Here is an 11894-nt window from a genome sequence, read left to right as displayed (position 1 = left end):
GGCCGGTGGCGCAGGATCGCTGCCTCAGCTGACGATCCAGTGGTAGAGCGCAATCACCACCAGTACCGCCAGCACTGGCTTGGCAATGCGGTAGGCCTTGGGGTGGCGCCGCTTGAACTTCTTCACGCCACCCCCGATGCGATCCCCAAACCTCTTGCTGAAGGCATAGGCCTGGTTGATGCCGCCGACGCGCTCCCCTTCGACGTTCTGCGGCGCCGTGGCGCTGCCGAGGAAACGGCTGACCGCCTGATTGACGCGGGTCAGCAGACGGTTGCGCAGCGGACGCTCGACGTCGCAGAAGAGGATGACCCGGGTCTGATCGGTCTCGTTCTTGACCCAGTGCACGTACGTTTCGTCGAACATCACGTCTTCGCCGTCGCGCCAGGCATAGGGCTGGCCGTCGACATAGATGCGACAGGCGTCCGAGTTCGGCGTGGCCAGGCCCAGGTGGTAGCGCAGCGAGCCGCCGAAGGGATCGCGATGGGGATTCAGATGGCTTCCACCCGGCAGCAGGGCGAACATGGCGCCCTTGACGTTGGGGATCTGCCGCACCAGTTCGACGGTCCGCGGGCAGAGCGTCTGGGCGGAAGGCAGCGGCTCGCCATACCAGGTCAGGTAGAAACGCTTCCAGCCCTTCTTGAAGAAGGAACCGAAGCCGGCGTCATTGTCCTTTTCCGCGGCGCGGATATAGCCCTCATCGAACAGCCGCAGGGCTTCGACGCGAATCTCCTGCCAGTTGTCCTTGAGCACGTCCAGCTCGGGAAAGCGGCTGCGATCCAGATAGGGCTTGGACGGCACGCTGGAAAACAGGTACATCAGGGCGTTGTAGGGGGCGAACACCGCCGAGTGGTTGACCAGCTGCCGCAGGAAGGGCAGCCGAGCGCGTCCGCGAAGGTGGACGAAGAGCACGCTGGCGACGAAGAGCAGGACGATCGCGAAGGTAATCATGGGCGAATTGTGATCGGCAGCGCCCGAACCAGGGGCGGATAGGTAATGACCGCATTATTTCACCCCAGAGAAAGGCTTGCACTCGCTTCGTCGGCTGCGCAGGATGGACACCCTGGCGCGCGGCCGCTTTCGAGCCGCGCCCCCTTGGATGATCTAGACGAGTCGTATCGATGAGCATGTCCCTACGCGACCAGCTGCTGAAAGCCGGATTGGTCAATGAAAAGCAGGCCAAGCAGGCCGTCAAGCAGAAGCAGAAGCAGACCCGCATGGAGCATCGCGGGCAGACGGAAAAGGACCGCTCCCAGGAGCTGGCCGTCCAGCAGGCCCAGGCGGAGAAGCTGGCCAAGGACCAGGAGCTCAATCGCGCTCAGGAAGACAAGAAGAAGCGCAAGGCCGAGCAGGCACAGATCAAGCAGTTGATCGAAACCAGCCGCCTGCCCAAGCTGAGCACCGAGGACTACTACAACTTTGTCGACGACAAGAAGGTCAAGCGTCTGTCGGTCAACGTCATGATGAGAGACAAGCTCAGCAAGGGCAGTCTGGCCATCGTGCGCTACGAAGGCCGCTACGAGGTGGTGCCCCGGGCTACCGCCGAGCGCATCCAGGAGCGCGATCCCAAGCGGGTGGTGCTGCTCAACGTGCAGAGCGGCGAGCCGGATCCGGACGATCCCTATGCCGCCTATCAGGTTCCGGATGACCTGATGTGGTAAGTGGCCAGGTCAGGCGTTCTGCCTGACCAGCATGTAGATGCGGTAGACGGCGATGCTTGGGATCAGCTGCAGGAAGCCCGAAAGGGTCTGCAGTGCGATCTCCGTTACCGCGGCCTCGGCGAAATGCCGGGTGATCCAGGCGTCGAGCAGCCAGGCCGGCAGGACCGTGGCCAGGATGCACGCCAGCAGGGTGAAGAAGTGCCCGCGGCTCAGCCGGAAGCTGCCACGCAGGGCGTCCAGCGGCGCCCGCCCCTCCAGCACCAGCAGATTCTCGGCGAAGGCCAGCTTGGCCATGATCAGAAAGCCCGGCACGATCAACAGCGAGAAGCCCAGCATCACCAGCCCCGAGGTCAAGGCCGCGAGGAGAGCGAAGCGTGGCCAGAGCAGCAGGGCGGCGCCCCAGGCGCCGCTCAGGCGCGGGGTATTACCCTGGGTGCGTGCCTCCAGAAAGATCAGCAGGGCGGCGGTGTACAGCGGATAGCAGAGCAGGCTCACCAGCATGTCCCACAGGCCGCCACTGGCGCCGAAGCGTTCCAGCACCTGATAGCGCAGCAGGGCTTCGAGCAGGAGCCAGGGCAGGGTGAGGACGGCCAGGGGCCGCAGATTGCGGGCAAAGAAAGACAGCGAGTCGCGCAGGATATCGACAGGGTTCATGCAGCTCTTCCAGACGGGCAGGAGGGCAGTCTAGCAGGGCGACCCGTTCGTCCGCAGACGTTCGAGCATGGCCGCGCTGGAGGTGACGGTGGCGTATTCGCCGTGCAGATTGGCCATGGCCATCGCATGGACCTCCTCGGCGCTACGCGGCCGACCGGCGAAGTCGGTCTTGGCGAAGGTGTAGCAGGCGTCTTCGGCGACCCAGGTGGTGAAATCGAGATTGCCGGCGCTGCGCGCGGTGGCCTCCACCGAGTTCTCGCTGGCCACGCCGCAGATCAGCAGTGAGGCTATGCCGCGCTGGTGCAGCCAGTGCTCCAGGCCACTGTTGGCGAAGGCGTCGGGGACCTGCTTGTCGAACACCGTCTCGCCGGACAGCGGCGCCAGCGCCGGCTGGAATTGCACGCCGGGCTGTCCCGGCCAGAACACCGAAGTCGGACTGCGCGACAGGTGCCGGACGTGTAGCAATGGCGCTCCGGCCTGACGCCAGGCCGCCAGCAGGTCGCCCATGCGCAGCTCGGCGTCCGGGTGGTTGCGTGGGCCCAGATGGGGCGCGCGGATCCCCTGTTGCTGGTCGATGAGGATAAGCAGCGGCGGCATGGGCGAGTCTCGCGGGGAAAGCGGCAGACTCCCCCAGCACAGGCCGGTTGTCCAGTCACCGGCGCGGCGCTGGAACTCGTCACCCCGCTGTCCCTTCAGAAGAGAGATGCCAAGGCGGGGAGGGCTGGCTGAATCCGCGCTGAACATAGCGCGGGTCCTGCTTGAAAAGCTGCTACAACGCCTCTATCTGGCATAGCAGCGCAGGCTGCTGCGCCTTTCGATATCCAGGCCGTTCCCAGGGGAAGGCCGCCAGTAGACCGTCTGCGGGAGGGTCATCATGCAACGCGAAGAAAGCCAGCTGATCGAAGGTCTGTTCGACCGTCTCAAGACCACGGAAGCCCAGACCGCACCCCGTGACCGGGAAGCCGAGGCGCTGATCCAGCAGCGCCTGCGCGAGCAGCCCGCGGCTCCCTATTACATGGCCCAGGCGATGCTGATCCAGGAGGCCGCCATCAAGCGGCTGGATCAGCGCGTCAAGGAACTGGAAAGTCAGATGGCCCAGGTCCAGCAGAATCGTCCAAGCAGCGGTGGCTTCCTCTCCAGCCTGTTCGGCGGTGGCAGCAGCCAGGCAGCGGGCGGTCAGGCACCGGCCAACGCCGCGCCGTCGCGCGGTTGGAATGACCCGGGTCCGGTAGCGCCGCGTCCCGCCAATCCGGGTTATGCCCAGCCCAATCCCGGCTATGCCCAGCCCGCATCCGGCTATGGCGCGCCCCAGGCCGCGCCTTCCCGCATGGGCGGCTTCATGGGCGGCGCGCTGCAGACCGCGGCCGGGGTAGCCGGTGGCGTGCTGGCGGCCCAGGCCATCTCGGGCCTGTTCCATCACTCGCAACCCGAGGAGATCGTCAACGTCATCAACGAGACCCCGACCGCCGACCAGGGCCTGGCCGATGCCGGCTCCCAGGGAGGCTGGGCGGACAACGCCAGCTACGACAATGGCGGGGGTTTCCAGGATGCCGGTGGCTTCCAGGATAACGCCGGCTTCCAGGACGCCGCCGACTATGGCGATACCGGCGGTGGTGGCGGCTTCTTCGACGACAGTGGCGACGACGACTCCTTCATCTAGGGGAGCGCGCTCTGCCAGCCCTGGTGCCGCGAGGCGCCGGGCCTTTTTATGCGCGTCTTCAGCTGGGCATGAGCGGCAGCGGGCGCTCGAAGGGCGTCGACAGCACCACCACGGTCCGGCTCATGCCGAATCGGGTCAGCTGATCGATGAGGCTCTCCAGTTCGCCCATGTCGCGTACGGCGACCCGCAGCATCAGGCAGTCGTCGCCCGTGACCCGGTGGCAGGCGAGCAGCTGGGGGAGGGCCTCAAGTTTCTTCAATACCGGGCCCTGGCTGGTGCTGTGCAGGCGCAGCGAGATCAGGCATTCGGTGCCGTAGCCCAGGGCGCCGCGGTCGATACGGGCGCCATAGCCGGTGATGATGCCGGCGTCTTCCAGCTTGGCGATGCGTTCGGCGATGGCCGGGGCGGAGAGGCCCAGCCGGCGCCCCAACTCCGCGTAGCTGGCGCGTCCGTCCACCAGCAGCAGGTCGATGAGCCGACGATCGATATGGTCCATATCCGTTTCCCTGCCTTCGAATCGAAGGTCGCCATCCCTAAAAGTATGCTGAATCAAAGGCTAGTCGGCCGTTTCTCTCTTGACTGTATCTTAGCCGGCGCATCACGTGCTTCTACAATGGCAGCCTGACCCCTCAGGAAGCTCTCGCGCATGGACACCTCCGCCTCGCCCTGCCTCGCGCCGCCACGCCTGCCCAGCTGGCTGCCGCTGCTGGCAGCCTTCTTCGCGCTCTATGTGGTCTGGGGTTCCACCTATCTGGTGATTCGCATCGGCGTGGCCCATTGGCCACCGCTGTTGATGGCGGGGCTGAGGTTTCTCATCGCCGGGAGTCTCCTGCTGGGCTGGTTGCGCTGGCGCGGGGCGCCCTGGCCAACGGCGCGCGAGACCGCCGCGGCCGCGGTGATCGGCATCCTGCTCCTGGGCGTCGGCAACGGCGGGGTGACCCTGGCCGAGCATTGGGGCGTGACTTCCGGTATCGCCGCCTTGTCGATCGCCACGGTCCCCCTGTTCACCCTGCTGTTCGGTCTGCTCTGGGGGCAGCGCAATACCCTGCTGGAATGGGCCGGCATCGCCCTGGGCCTGGTGGGGATCGCCCTGCTCAATCTGGGCGATACCATGAGCGCCACGCCGCTCGGGGCAGCGGTGATCCTGCTCGCCGCGGCCGCCTGGGCCTTCGGCTCGATCTGGAGTCGCTACCTGCCGTTGCCGCGTGGCGCCATGGCCAGCGCGGTGGAGATGCTGGTGGCGGGCGCGGTGCTGCTCGGCGCCAGCTACCTCAGCGGCGAGCGCCTGCAGCACTGGCCGGCCCTGGGTGGCTGGCTGGCGCTGGGCTATCTGGTGGTGTTCGGCTCGCTGATCGCCTTCAGTGCCTATCTTTATTTGCTGGGGCGGGTACGGCCGGCGGCCGCCACCAGCTACGCCTACGTTAATCCGGTGGTGGCGGTGCTGCTAGGTACCCTGTTCGCCGGCGAACGGATCGGTGCGGCCGAAGCGCTGGCCATGCTGGTCATCGTGGGCGCGGTGGTGCTGATCGGGCTGCCGCAGTGGCGACGGCTTTGAGAGCAGGCTAGGCTGGCGCGTCATCCAAGCGGAGTCCGCCATGAGCCAAGCAGTCACCCCCGCCTTTGCCGAAGAGCCGCTGGAGGCTACCGAGATCCGCGTCCTCGGCAGTCTCATCGAGAAGCAGCTGACCACCCCGGAAAGCTATCCCCTGACCCTCAATGCCCTAGTGCTGGCCTGCAACCAGAAGACCAGCCGCGAGCCGGTGCTCAACCTCACCCCGGGCGAAGTGGGGCAGGGACTGCGACGTCTGGAGGAACGCGGCCTGGCCCGCCTGGTCATGGGCAGCCGGGCGGATCGCTGGGAACAGCGGCTGGACAGGGCCCTGGAACTCCCTCCACCCCAGTGGGTGCTCTGCGCCCTGCTGTTCCTGCGCGGGCCCCAGACCCTGGGCGAATTGCTGGCCCGCAGCGGCCGGATGCACGCCTTCGATGATACCGAGCAGGTGCGCCACCATCTGGAGCGGCTGATCGCCCGCGGCCTGGCCACCGGCCTGGGGCGACAGCCTGGCCAGCGCGAAGAGCGTTATCTGCATCTGTTCGGCAACGCGGCAGAACGCGATGCCCAGGTTGCGCAGCTGGGTAGTGCCGCCGAGAGCGCTACCCCTGCCGGCGGACGCGAAGGCCGGCTGGAGGCGCTGGAAGCCCGTATCGCCGCCCTCGAAGAGCGGTTGGCGCAGCTGGAAGAAGCCGCTCAGCGCGGATAGAGCGGTGGCAGGGTGTCGTGCACGGCTGCCGGCGTCAGCGGCGGCAGGGCATTGATCGCCTGCCAGAGCGTCTCGCCCTGCCAGCGCTGACCGGCTTCGCTGTAGAGCGCCCCATTGAGGTCGTCGAGCGCGGCGGCCAGGGGCTCGAAACGTGCCCCCATGGCCGCCAGGGTTTCCGGTTGCTGTCGGGCCCAGGCGTCCAGGGCATGACGGGTGACGTGGGGATCGTTGCTCTGGCAGGCGCGGCGCAGCTCTTCGCGCTGCAGGCGGCTGTCGAGATCGGGCACGGTCGGCAACACCGCCGGCTGACGGCGGGCGCGCCACCAGAGGCCGAAGCCGAGCAGGGTGGTCAGGGCGAAGAAGGCCGTCGCCAGCTGCCAGCGCCAGAGTCCGCGGTCACTGCCGGTGATCTTGGCCGCCGCTGATGCCACCGGTTGCAGCGTCGGATCCTCGGCGACCACCAGGGGCTGGGCGGGCAGGGTGGCGCGTTCGAGGGTATCGGTCTCGGTGTTCCACCAGACCACCTCCACCGGCGGCAGGACCTTGTCACCCGTGGATGTGGGAATCAGGGCGACCCGTTCCTCGCGTTGCCCGACCAGCCCGCGCGCCTGGGTCTGCAGCGACAGCCGCGGTTGCTCGGCATAGCGCTTCACGCCCTCGATCTCGGGCAGCACCAGCGGGGGGAGCTGACCGGGTGCCAGGCCTTCGGCACGCAGCTGCAGCGTGCGGGTCAGGGCGCTGCCCTCGCGGGCGTCTTCCGGCGCGGGATTCCATTGTTGCGTCAGGGTCAGGCTGCGCGCCGGCACCCAGGGCGTCTGCGGCGGATAACTGGCCGGTTGTGGCAGAACCTCCAGGGTCAGCGCCGGGGTGCGCAGCTGGATAGGCTGGCCAGCGCGCGAGCTGTCGTCGAGGCCACCGGCGAGGGTGGCGCTGAAGGTCTGGGGCGGCAGCACCAAGGTACCGCTCTGCAGCGGATGGATGGCGTAGCGCCATTCGATCACGCCATGCCGTACCCCCTCGACGTCGCGCTCGTAGACCTGGGGGGTGCCGAGCAGATCCACCCTCGCATCGCTGGGATTGGGCGGGGTGAGCACATGGTCGTCATAGAGCGCCACGGCGTGGTAGAGGCGGATGGTCAGGATGGTCTCCGCCTGCACATAGAGCCGGGTGCGCTCCACCGCGGCTTCCAGATAGACCGGTTCGCGGGCCTGGCGCCTGGCGGCAGTGGCCTCCACGGTAACGGTCAGCGGCTGGCTGCGGGCGCCGTCCAGGGTCAGGGCGGGAATGGTCAGGGCGCCGCTGGCTTTGGGTTGCAGGGTCACGTTCCAGCGCGTGGTCACCCGCTCACCGGGCGGCAGGCTGTTCTGCCGCACCCCGAGCACGCGGAAGTCCTGCTCGAGCGGGCCGAGATCGGGCTTGCCGAACTGGGCGGGGTCGGTGGTCTCGAGGATGAGCTCCAGCGTCTCGTTCTGACTGAGCTGGTTCCGCTCCAGACGGGCGCTGAGATCCGCCGCCTGGAGCAGGGGCGCGAGCAGCGCGAGGGGCAGCAGCAACGGATAGGACTTCATTGCAGCGCGTTCTCCTCGCGTTGTTGTTGCTGGTACCAGAACTTGCGGCGCAGCAGCTCGGCCGGGTTGTCGGGGATCTCCCGCAGCCACTGTTCGGCCGCCTGACGCTGTTCTTCCGCCAGGGGATCTTCGGCATAGGCGGGACTGACGAGCCAGTCCGCGCCGGCCTGGGCCTGCTGCTGCGGGCTGGCCGCGGCGGCTGCAGCGGACGGCGGGGTACCGCTATTGGCCGGTTCGTCCGCCTGGGCGCTGCTCTGGCTGGCGTTCTGCGCCTTGCGACTGCGGGCGGCGGCCTCGGCCTGGGCTGCGGCGCGTTGGGCGAGCAGGCGTTCGAGGCGATTGCGATTGCGCAGGGCGGGGGTCAGATCCGGGCGCAACACCAGCGCCGCCCGGTAGGCGCGCAGGGCCTCTTCCAGGCGTCCGGCCATGGCCAGGGCGTTGCCGCGATTGTAGTGGCCGTCCGCCGACGGATCCCGGGCGAAGGCCGCGGCGGCGCCGCTGAAGTCGCCGGCGCGATAGAGCGCCACGCCGCGCCAGCGCTCGTCGCTGAAGAGCTCGGCGGCCGCGCCAGCCTGGTCGTCGGCCAGCAGCTGCAGGGCCTGCTGGTCGCGACGCAGCCAGAGGTCGTCCCAGCTGCCGGCCTGCGCCGGAGGGGGCGTCAGCAGCAGACAGAAGGGCAGGCTCAGCAGCCAGCCGCGGCGCGCGCCGCAGGCGACCAGGAGCAGCAGAGGCAGCAGCAACAGGTAACCCTGGTCGCGCCAGTCCGCGGGGGCCCGGCCGTCGCTGGCTCGCACAGCGCCGGGACGCTCCAGCAGGCCGAGACGGCGCAGGTCGCCGTCGTCACGCTGCAAGCGCTGATAGTGCCCGCCCAGTGCCTGGGCGACGCCCTGCAGGTGGCCTTCGTCCAGTCGGGCGATGCGGATGCCGCCGGCGGCGTCGCTCAGGTAGTTGCCGGTCTCGGCGGCCACCGGCGCGCCCTGGGGCGTACCCGGGCCGAGGATTGCCAGCTGGCGCAGCCGACCCTGCAGCTGGCGCTCGATACCCAGGCGCTCGCGGTCGTCCAGGTCGCTGGCGATGAGCAGCAACCGGGCACTGGCGCTGGGCGCCGGACCGAGCAGCTCCAGGGCCTGGGCGATCCCCAGGTCGGCGCGCTGCCCGGGCACCGGCATGATCGACGGCCGCAGCGCCTTGAGCAGGTTGTCCATGGTCGGCAGGTCGTCGGTCAGGGGCACCAGGGTGTGGGCGCTGCCGGCATAGACGACGATGGCAGTCTCGCCGTCCTGGCGCGCCTTGAGCAGATCCTGCAGCTTGCGCTGCACGGCCAGGAGGCGGTTCGGGGTGACGTCGGTGGCGAGCAGGTCGGGCGTCAGCGCCAGCACCACCACCAGCGGATCGTTGCGGCGAAAGCTCTGGGCTTCGCTCTGCTGCCAGCTGGGGCCGGCCAGCGCCACGCAGGCCAGCACTCCGGCCAGGCCCAGCAGCACCAGGCCAAGGGGCGAGCGCTGGCGATCGCTGTCACTGAGCAGCCAGGGTTGCAGCGCCGGAGGCAGCAGCGCCTGCCAGTGCCCGTGGCGATGCCGGCGTCGGCGCAGCGAGCCGATCACCAGGGCGACCGGCACCAGGGCCAGTAGCCACCCGGGACGCAGGAACAGCGGCAGCCAGTCGTTCATCGGGCCTTGCCTCCACGCTGCCAGCGCTGCGGCCACGGCAGGCGGCCGAGCGCCAGGGCCAGGGCCAGGCCGAGCAGCAGCGCCCCGGCCAGCGGCCAGGGATAGAGTTCACGGGTGGGACGGGCCTGGTCCGGCTGCTGGCGGATGGGTTCGAGGCGATCGAGCTGGCGCGACACGGCGGCCAGTTCGGTGCTGGATCTCACCCGGAAATAGGCGCCGTTGGTGACCTCGGCGAGGTGACGCAGCATGGGTTCGTCGAGATCGCTGGGTGTCGCACTGGCGCCCAGGGTGTCCGGATCGGCACCGATGCCGAGGGTATAGACGCGTACCCGCTCGCTGGCCGCCAAGCTGGCCGCCACCTCGGGCGTCACCACGCCGCCGTTGCTGGCGCCATCGGTGACCAGGATCAGGGTGCGGCTGTTGTCCGGCCGCTTGCGCAGGTGCTTGACCGCCAGGCCCACGGCGTCGCCCACCGCCGTGTTGCGCCCGGCCAGGCCGATCTGGGCTTCTTCGAGGAGGGCATGCACGGTGCGTCGGTCGGCGGTCAGGGGCGCCTGCAGATAGGCCTGGGAGCCGAACAGGATCAGGCCGACACGATCGCCCTGGCGACTGTCGATGAAGCGGCCGAGCAGTTGCTTGACCAGCGTCAGGCGGCTGACATTCTCGTCGCCTAGCGGCATGTCCGGGGTGTCCATGGACCCGGAGACGTCCACCGCCAGCAGGAGGTCGCGCCCGCTTACGTCCAGCGGCTGGGATGGTCCCACCCATTGCGGGCGCGCCGCGGCGGCCAGGATCAGTAGCCAGCCCAGCAGAAAGGGCAGCAGGCGGCGAGTGCCGCTCAGGCCGCCGGTGTGACGGATGCGTCCGCCCAGGTGTTCGAGTTCACCGAGGAATTCCACGCGCAGGGCCGCCTGGCCGCTGTCGGCCGCGGGCAACAGCACGCGCAGCGCCCAGGGCAGCGGCAACAGCAGCCACAGCCAGGGCCAGGCGAATTCAAACATGCTTGCGGATCCAGGTGGCGACGGCGTCCTGCAGGCCGTCGATGACGCGGTCATTCAGGCGGCAGTCCGGGCGATAGCCGCCGTCCACCAGAATCATGTAGCGCGTCAGGCCGGCCGCCGGGCAGCGCGAATCGAGAAAGGCCAGCCAGTCGCGGCCGCTCAGGGTCTGGCTGAGCTGATCCGGATAGCTGGCGCGGCAGAGGCGCTTGAGCAGCGCATTCAGCGCCTGCAGCCAGGGTCCGGCCGGCGCGCCATAGGGACGCGGCAGGCGGGCCAGTTCGGCCAGGGCGGTGGTACGCAGATCCTCTTCGGTGGTCGCCTCGACGGGGAGCGCGCTGTCCAGCGGCCGCCGGCCGCGACGGTGGCGCAGAAAGAAACCCAGGGCCACCACGACCAGCAGCAGCAACCACCAGCCCGGCGCCGGTGGCCACCAGGCCGGTTCCGCTGGCAGCCGCAGCGGCTCCAGCGTCGGCAGGCCGGGGGTCACGAGGTGTACCCCGGGCGATGTTGCCGCAACAGGTGCCGCAGCTGTTCGACCAGATCGTCCGCCGTGGACAGCGGCAGCAGCGGAATGCCCAGGCGCAGGCTGAGTTCGGTCCAGCGTTCACGGCGCTGCGCGGCCTGCTCGGCATAGCCCTGGCGGACGTCGGCGCGATCGGTATCCAGCTCGACCTCGGCCTGGCCGCTGGTGAAACGCAGCAGGCCGGCCTGAGGCAATGCATGATCCAGCGGATCGGAGAGCGGCAGCAGGACCAGGTCACTGTGCCGCGAAAGCAGGGTGAGGTGCTGCTCGGTGGCCACGTCCAGGCTGCGCTCGTCGCAGATCACCAGCGCCAGGCTGCCGGGACGCAGCACCTCGCGAGCACGGCGCAGGACCTGGTTGAAGGTGATGCGCGGCACCTGGGCCAGGGCCGGGTCCTGCAACGCCCGATTGGCGTTGACCAGGTGATCGAAGAAGCGCAGCAGATTCTGCTTGCTGCGCCGTGGGCGCACCTCGTGCAGGCGTTCGCCGCCGAAGATCATGCCGCCGATACGGTCGTTGTGCTCCAGCACCGCCCAGCCGATCAGCGCGGCCAGCCGCCCGGCCAGCACCGACTTGAATTGCTGGCGGGTGCCGAAGAAGGTCCGTGGACTCTGCTCCAGCAGGAGATAGACCGGGCGCTCGCGCTCTTCATGGAACAGCTTGGTATGGGGTTCGCGGGTGCGGGCGGTGACGCGCCAGTCGATGGCCCGGACGTCGTCGCCGGGCTGATAGGCGCGCACCTGGTCGAAATCCACCCCGCGGCCGCGCAGGCGCGAATGGTGCAGGCCGATCAGCGGGCTGCGGCGTCCGGCGGCGGAAAACAGCTGCACCTCGACCACCCGGTGGCGCATTTCGATGAGCTCGGCCAGGCTCAGTGTCACGCCGTTGCGCTCGGCCAT

Annotated in this window: 13 protein-coding genes; 4 read left to right on the top strand and 9 right to left on the bottom strand. The window is 68.8% G+C overall.

What is annotated here, in order from left to right:
- Positions 1-24 precede the first annotated feature (24 nt).
- Positions 25-948 (bottom strand): aspartyl/asparaginyl beta-hydroxylase domain-containing protein, encoded by a 924-nt coding sequence (locus AABM56_RS15205; RefSeq protein ID WP_133862376.1) that lies wholly within the window; start codon positions 946-948, stop codon positions 25-27.
- Between the two features lie 170 nt (positions 949-1118).
- On the opposite strand from AABM56_RS15205, the gene AABM56_RS15200 reads away from it, so the two are divergent.
- Entirely contained in the window at positions 1119-1658 is a 540-nt protein-coding gene (locus AABM56_RS15200; protein WP_133862375.1) for a DUF2058 domain-containing protein, read from the top strand.
- A gap of 9 nt (positions 1659-1667) precedes the next feature.
- On the opposite strand, the gene AABM56_RS15195 is transcribed toward AABM56_RS15200, so the two are convergent.
- Positions 1668-2312, bottom strand: a complete 645-nt coding sequence (locus AABM56_RS15195; RefSeq protein ID WP_133862374.1) for a YciC family protein — start codon at positions 2310-2312, stop codon at positions 1668-1670.
- 30 nt (positions 2313-2342) lie between these two features.
- On the bottom strand, positions 2343-2909 hold the full coding sequence (locus AABM56_RS15190; RefSeq protein WP_133862373.1) for a cysteine hydrolase family protein: 567 nt from the start codon (positions 2907-2909) through the stop codon (positions 2343-2345).
- 277 nt (positions 2910-3186) lie between these two features.
- On the opposite strand from AABM56_RS15190, the gene AABM56_RS15185 reads away from it, so the two are divergent.
- Positions 3187-3972, top strand: coding sequence for a DUF2076 domain-containing protein (locus AABM56_RS15185; RefSeq protein ID WP_133862372.1), 786 nt, complete (start codon positions 3187-3189; stop codon positions 3970-3972).
- 58 nt (positions 3973-4030) lie between these two features.
- Here the strand turns inward: AABM56_RS15185 and AABM56_RS15180 are convergent, their stop codons facing one another.
- Positions 4031-4468 (bottom strand): Lrp/AsnC family transcriptional regulator, encoded by a 438-nt coding sequence (locus tag AABM56_RS15180; protein WP_263258899.1) that lies wholly within the window; start codon positions 4466-4468, stop codon positions 4031-4033.
- Positions 4469-4618: 150 nt separating this feature from the next.
- Here AABM56_RS15180 and yedA point away from each other — a divergent pair, with 150 nt between their 5' ends.
- Together yedA and AABM56_RS15170 are read left to right on the top strand one after the other, a co-directional pair.
- Entirely contained in the window at positions 4619-5527 is a 909-nt protein-coding gene (gene yedA / locus AABM56_RS15175) for a drug/metabolite exporter YedA (protein ID WP_133862370.1), read from the top strand.
- A gap of 40 nt (positions 5528-5567) precedes the next feature.
- The gene (locus AABM56_RS15170) at positions 5568-6233 is read left to right on the top strand and encodes a YceH family protein (protein WP_133862369.1); all 666 of its coding nucleotides are present in this window, start codon (positions 5568-5570) and stop codon (positions 6231-6233) included.
- Here the strand turns inward: AABM56_RS15170 and AABM56_RS15165 are convergent.
- Genes AABM56_RS15165 through AABM56_RS15145 form a run of 5 tightly spaced genes read right to left on the bottom strand, consistent with a single transcriptional unit; the run spans position 6221 to position 11894 of the window.
- Entirely contained in the window at positions 6221-7801 is a 1581-nt protein-coding gene (locus AABM56_RS15165) for a BatD family protein (RefSeq protein ID WP_133862368.1), read from the bottom strand. The genes AABM56_RS15170 and AABM56_RS15165 overlap by 13 nt on opposite strands.
- Positions 7798-9471, bottom strand: a complete 1674-nt coding sequence (locus AABM56_RS15160) for a tetratricopeptide repeat protein (protein ID WP_133862367.1) — start codon at positions 9469-9471, stop codon at positions 7798-7800. The genes AABM56_RS15165 and AABM56_RS15160 overlap by 4 nt, the downstream gene beginning before the upstream one ends.
- Entirely contained in the window at positions 9468-10472 is a 1005-nt protein-coding gene (locus AABM56_RS15155; RefSeq protein WP_347883446.1) for a VWA domain-containing protein, read from the bottom strand. Before AABM56_RS15155 ends, AABM56_RS15160 begins: the two co-directional genes overlap by 4 nt.
- Complete coding sequence (locus tag AABM56_RS15150) at positions 10465-10959, bottom strand: DUF4381 domain-containing protein (RefSeq protein ID WP_187979867.1); 495 nt, start codon at positions 10957-10959, stop codon at positions 10465-10467. The genes AABM56_RS15155 and AABM56_RS15150 overlap by 8 nt, the downstream gene beginning before the upstream one ends.
- Positions 10956-11894 carry a DUF58 domain-containing protein gene (locus AABM56_RS15145; RefSeq protein WP_133862364.1) on the bottom strand — a complete coding sequence of 313 codons (939 nt, stop codon included), beginning with the start codon at positions 11892-11894 and terminating at the stop codon, positions 10956-10958. Before AABM56_RS15145 ends, AABM56_RS15150 begins: the two co-directional genes overlap by 4 nt.

This window comes from Pseudomonas aestiva, assembly GCF_039908605.1.
GTDB lineage: Bacteria > Pseudomonadota > Gammaproteobacteria > Pseudomonadales > Pseudomonadaceae > Chryseomonas > Chryseomonas aestiva.
The sequence above is the reverse complement of the archived record's forward strand: the minus strand, read 5'-3'. Positions and strand labels throughout refer to the sequence as shown.

Excerpts from the sequence above, each read along its gene's own strand:
- AABM56_RS15205 (WP_133862376.1), bottom strand. The coding sequence starts at position 948 with ATGATTACCTTCGCGATCGTCCTGCTCTTCGTCGCCAGCGTGCTCTTC.
- AABM56_RS15200 (WP_133862375.1), top strand. The coding sequence starts at position 1,119 with ATGAGCATGTCCCTACGCGACCAGCTGCTGAAAGCCGGATTGGTCAAT.
- AABM56_RS15195 (WP_133862374.1), bottom strand. The coding sequence starts at position 2,312 with ATGAACCCTGTCGATATCCTGCGCGACTCGCTGTCTTTCTTTGCCCGC.
- AABM56_RS15190 (WP_133862373.1), bottom strand. The coding sequence starts at position 2,909 with ATGCCGCCGCTGCTTATCCTCATCGACCAGCAACAGGGGATCCGCGCG.
- AABM56_RS15185 (WP_133862372.1), top strand. The coding sequence starts at position 3,187 with ATGCAACGCGAAGAAAGCCAGCTGATCGAAGGTCTGTTCGACCGTCTC.
- AABM56_RS15180 (WP_263258899.1), bottom strand. The coding sequence starts at position 4,468 with ATGGACCATATCGATCGTCGGCTCATCGACCTGCTGCTGGTGGACGGA.
- yedA (WP_133862370.1), top strand. The coding sequence starts at position 4,619 with ATGGACACCTCCGCCTCGCCCTGCCTCGCGCCGCCACGCCTGCCCAGC.
- AABM56_RS15170 (WP_133862369.1), top strand. The coding sequence starts at position 5,568 with ATGAGCCAAGCAGTCACCCCCGCCTTTGCCGAAGAGCCGCTGGAGGCT.
- AABM56_RS15165 (WP_133862368.1), bottom strand. The coding sequence starts at position 7,801 with ATGAAGTCCTATCCGTTGCTGCTGCCCCTCGCGCTGCTCGCGCCCCTG.
- AABM56_RS15160 (WP_133862367.1), bottom strand. The coding sequence starts at position 9,471 with ATGAACGACTGGCTGCCGCTGTTCCTGCGTCCCGGGTGGCTACTGGCC.
- AABM56_RS15155 (WP_347883446.1), bottom strand. The coding sequence starts at position 10,472 with ATGTTTGAATTCGCCTGGCCCTGGCTGTGGCTGCTGTTGCCGCTGCCC.
- AABM56_RS15145 (WP_133862364.1), bottom strand. The coding sequence starts at position 11,894 with ATGGCCGAGCGCAACGGCGTGACACTGAGCCTGGCCGAGCTCATCGAA.